Origin of the sequence: Curtobacterium sp. UCD-KPL2560 (assembly GCF_001705035.1) — a bacterium.
Lineage (GTDB): Bacteria > Actinomycetota > Actinomycetes > Actinomycetales > Microbacteriaceae > Curtobacterium.
The window spans coordinates 1-3,879 of record NZ_MCIG01000130.1 but is presented as its reverse complement, the minus strand read 5'-3'; the positions used below and the strand labels follow the sequence as shown (position 1 = coordinate 3,879).

The 3,879-nt window shown below is 75.1% G+C and carries 4 protein-coding genes and 1 pseudogene; 2 read left to right on the top strand and 3 right to left on the bottom strand.

Features of this window, described 5'->3' with window-relative positions; translation table 11 throughout:
* Positions 1 to 13: 13 nt before the first annotated feature.
* Positions 14 to 262 (bottom strand): annotated as a pseudogene (locus tag BEP24_RS15985) (substrate-binding domain-containing protein); the annotation flags it as partial.
* On the opposite strand from BEP24_RS15985, the gene uxaC reads away from it, so the two are divergent.
* Entirely contained in the window at positions 263 to 1,552 is a 1,290-nt protein-coding gene (uxaC, locus tag BEP24_RS15980; protein ID WP_083230443.1) for a glucuronate isomerase, read from the top strand. It begins immediately after the preceding pseudogene.
* A 167-nt stretch (positions 1,553 to 1,719) separates the two neighbouring features.
* Positions 1,720 to 2,331, top strand: coding sequence for a class I SAM-dependent methyltransferase (locus tag BEP24_RS15975; RefSeq protein WP_253181733.1), 612 nt, complete (start codon positions 1,720 to 1,722; stop codon positions 2,329 to 2,331).
* A gap of 129 nt (positions 2,332 to 2,460) precedes the next feature.
* Here BEP24_RS15975 and BEP24_RS15970 read toward each other — a convergent pair whose 3' ends face one another.
* Together BEP24_RS15970 and BEP24_RS15965 are read right to left on the bottom strand one after the other, a co-directional pair.
* Positions 2,461 to 3,150 carry a response regulator transcription factor gene (locus tag BEP24_RS15970; protein WP_065965121.1) on the bottom strand — a complete coding sequence of 230 codons (690 nt, stop codon included), beginning with the start codon at positions 3,148 to 3,150 and terminating at the stop codon, positions 2,461 to 2,463.
* The coding region (locus BEP24_RS15965) for an ATP-binding protein (RefSeq protein ID WP_366556889.1) at positions 3,147 to 3,879 on the bottom strand (733 nt) is incomplete at its 5' end. The genes BEP24_RS15970 and BEP24_RS15965, both read right to left, overlap by 4 nt.

Here is a 3,879-nt window from a genome sequence, read left to right as displayed (position 1 = left end):
GTCGGGGGACCGGTCAGGGTCCGCCACCCGGTGCGGGGCCGGTCGACTCCCGCACGGTCAGGTGGGTCGGGAGCGCGACGGCCGAGGCCGTGTGCTCGTCGCCCGCGCCGTCCGCCGGGGGCGCCCCGAGTCGACCGAGCAGCATCCGGATCGCGACCTGCCCGGCCCGCTCGATGGGTGACGTCATCGTCGTGAGGGGCGGGTTGCAGAAGTCCGCTCCGAAGATGTCGTCGCAGCCGACCACGGACACGTCGACGCCGCGCTGCTCGCGGACGACCAGCCGTTCCCCGACCCCGCCGCGTTGCTCGTCACGCCCGACCACTACGTCCTGCGGCTCCTGCACGCGAACGGTGTCGGACTGGAGGCGCTGGGACGCGAGGACCGTTCCGGGACGCACGCCGTGCCTCCCGGCCGCGCGATCTGGCGGACGCTGGCCGCACACTGGGAGGACTTCACCGCCACCCCCGTGCGCCACTGGTTCGAGACGGAGCTGCACGACGTGTTCGGGCTGACCGAGCAGCCGTCGGCCGCGAACGCGGACGACCAGTACGACCGGATGGCCGCGCTGCTCGCCGAGCCGCGCATGCGGCCGCGCGCCCTGTTCGACGCCTTCCGCATCGAGGTGCTCGCCACCACGGACGGTCCCGCCGACGACCTCGCCGCGCACGCGCGGCTCGCAGCGGACCCCACGTTCACCGGTCGCGTCCTCCCCACGTTCCGCGCGGACGCGGTCTTCGACCCCTCCGGGCCGGACTGGAGGCGCGTGGTCGCGTCGGTCGGGGAGGCCGCCGGCATCGACACGGGCACCCACGACGGCCTGCTGGCCGCGCTGCGCGCGCGGCGCCGGTACTTCGTCGAGCGCGGCGCGACCGCGACCGACACGGGGGTCCTCGACGCCGGCTCCGCCCCGCTGTCCGCCGCCGAGCGCGCCCGCATCCACACCGCGGCGGTGCAGGGGCCGGACCGCGTGACCGCCGCCGAGGCCGTCGCGTACCGCCACGACATGCTGTACCGCTGGGCCGAGATGAGCGTCGAGGACGGCCTCGTCATGCAGCTGCACCCCGGGGTGCTCCGCAACCACCACCGCCCGACCCTCGAACGCTTCGGCCCCGACACCGGACACGACCTGCCCACCGTCGGGGCGTTCACCGAGCCGCTCCGGCCGCTGCTCGAGGCCTTCGGCACCGAGCCCGGCTTCCACCTCGTGCTGTTCACCGTCGACGAGACCGTGTTCTCGCGCGAGATCGGGCCGCTCGCCGGCTTCTACCCCGCCGTGTACGCCGGTGCGCCGTGGTGGTTCATCGACACCCCCGCGGCGATCGGGCGCTACCGGGCAGCGGTCACCGACTCGGCGTCGTTCACGAAGACCTCGGGCTTCATCGACGACACCCGGGCGTACTGCTCCATCCCCGCACGGCACGACATGGCGCGGCGTGCGGACGCGGCGTACCTGGCGTCGCTCGTCGTCACGCACCAGATCAGCGAGGAGGACGCGGTGGTGACCGCGCGGCGGATCGTGTCGGACATCCCGCGGGCGACGTTCAAGCTCTGAGGCCTGCGGGGGTTCTCGTGCGCTGAGGCCTGCGGGGTTCTCGTGCGCTGCGGTTTGCGGGCGGTTCTCGTACGCTGAGGCCCGGCGAGCGGTTCTCGTGCGCTGAGGCCGGGAGCAGTGTGGGCGAGCGGACACCGACCGGGCGTCGCGGTCGGTACGGTCGTCGGGTGGACGACCGGGTGGACGAGCGGGTGCGGCAGGCCTACGACCGGCGGGCGGAGGAGTACGCGGCGGCGCTCGGATCGATGGCGGCCGTGCACCCGTCGGACCGCGCCCGGGTCGAGTCGTGGGCGGCCGCGTGCGACGGTCTGCTCGTCGACGCCGGGTGCGGGCCGGGACACTGGACCGCACACCTTGCCGGACTCGGGCACCGGGTCGTCGGGCTCGACGTCGTGCCGCGGTTCGTCGACATCGCCCGACGGTCCGCGCCGGACGTGTCGTTCCGCGTCGCGACCCTCGAGGCGACCGGCCTCGGAGCCGGGAGTGCGGGTGGCGTGCTGTCCTGGTACTCGCTCGTCCACCACGACCCGGAGGCCGTGCCGGACGCCCTCGCGGAGTTCCGCCGCGTCACGGCCGACCACGGCGGGCTGCTCGTCGGGGCGTTCTCCGGCCATGCCCTCGAGCCGTTCGACCACGCCGTGACCAGGGCCTGGCGGTGGCCCGCCGGCCGGCTCGCGGCGGTCATCGAGGAGGCGGGGTTCGCGGTGGTCGACGTCGAGGAACGGGCCGACGCCGGTGTGCGGCCGCACCTGGCGATCAGCGCGGTGCGGGTGCGGTGACCTCGTCGCTCACCCCTCGTCGACACGAGGGCCGAGCACCGCGGCGCTCTCGGGGAGGTCTGCGAGGGCGGCGGGTGACGCGGACCTCGGGCGTGCTCGCCGATGTCGCTGCGGTTCGCACCTCCGCGGTCACGGCTGCCAGCCGGGTGTCGCCAGGCCCGTCTCGTAGGCGAAGACCACGAGCTGCGCCCGATCTCGGGCACCGAGCTTGATCATCGCGCGGGACACGTGGGTCTTCGTGGTCATCGGGCTGACGAACAGGCGCTCGGCGATCTCGGCGTTCGTCAGGCCGAGCGCGACGAGCTGCATCACCTGTCGTTCCCGCTCCGTCAGCACGTCGAGCGCCGGCGCGAGGGCGGACGGCTTCGCGTGCGTCGCGTAGGCGGCGACGAGGGACCGTGTCGCCCCCGGGGACAGCAGCGACTCCCCCGCGTACACCGTCCGGATCGCCCGGAGGAGCTCGGCGGGCTCGGTGTCCTTCACGAGGAACCCCGCCGCCCCGCCGCGGATCGCCTCGAACACGTACGCGTCCTCCTCGAAGGTCGTCAGGATCACCACGTGCACCGCACCGAGGTCCGGATCGGCTCCGATGCGTCGCGTGGCGTCGAGCCCGTCCGACCCCGGCATCCGGATGTCCATGAGCACCACGTCCGGGCGCTCCCGGCCAACGAGGTCGACCGCGGTGTCGCCGTCGCCCGCTTCCCCGACCACGGTCATCCCGGGTTCGGCGTCGACGAGTGCGCGGAGGCCGGCGCGGATCAGCACCTGGTCGTCGACGAGCACGACACGGATCGGTGCGGTGGCGGTCGCGTCGCTCATGCTCGGTCCTCGGGTCTCGGGGCGGGGCGGTCGGAAGGCGCAGCGTGATCGGTCGGCGCGGGTCGGTCCGCCAGCCCAGCGCGGTCGGCCGGCGCAGCGCGGTCGGCCGGCGCAGCGCGGTCGGCCGGCGCAGCGCGGTCGGCCGGCCCGGGTCGGTCCACCAGCGCAGCGCGGTCAGCCAGCGCGGCGCGGTCGGCCGGGCGGGGCAGGCGTGCCGCGACCCGCCAGCCACCGCCGGGCAGCGGTCCTGCCGTCATCGTCCCGCCGACCGCGTCGGCCCGCTCGCGCATGCCGATGAGCCCGTTGCCGGCGTCGCCGAGCCGGACCGAGGGCTGCGCAGCCGGATCGGCGCGCGGAGGAGCGTCCGGTCGCGGGCGGTCCTCGACCACGAGCTCGACCACGTCCGGGCCGACACGGACCTCGACCGTCGCGCGCTGGCCTGGCGCGTGCTTCATCACGTTGGTGACGGACTCCTGCACGATCCGGAAGGCGTTGCGGTCGACGATGCCGCCGATCGCCGTCGGGTCCCCGTCGACACGGACCGACACGTCGACCCCGGCCGCTCGCGCACGGGCGACGAGGTCGGGGACACGGTCCAGCCCGGGGACCGGGTTCCGTTCGGGAACGCGGTCCGGTCCCCCGGCCGCCGCAGCCCTGGCCCGCGCCGGTGTTCCCGTCCCCGCGACCGCCTCGGTCCCCGGCGCCGTGCCCGCCCCCGCAGCCGTACCC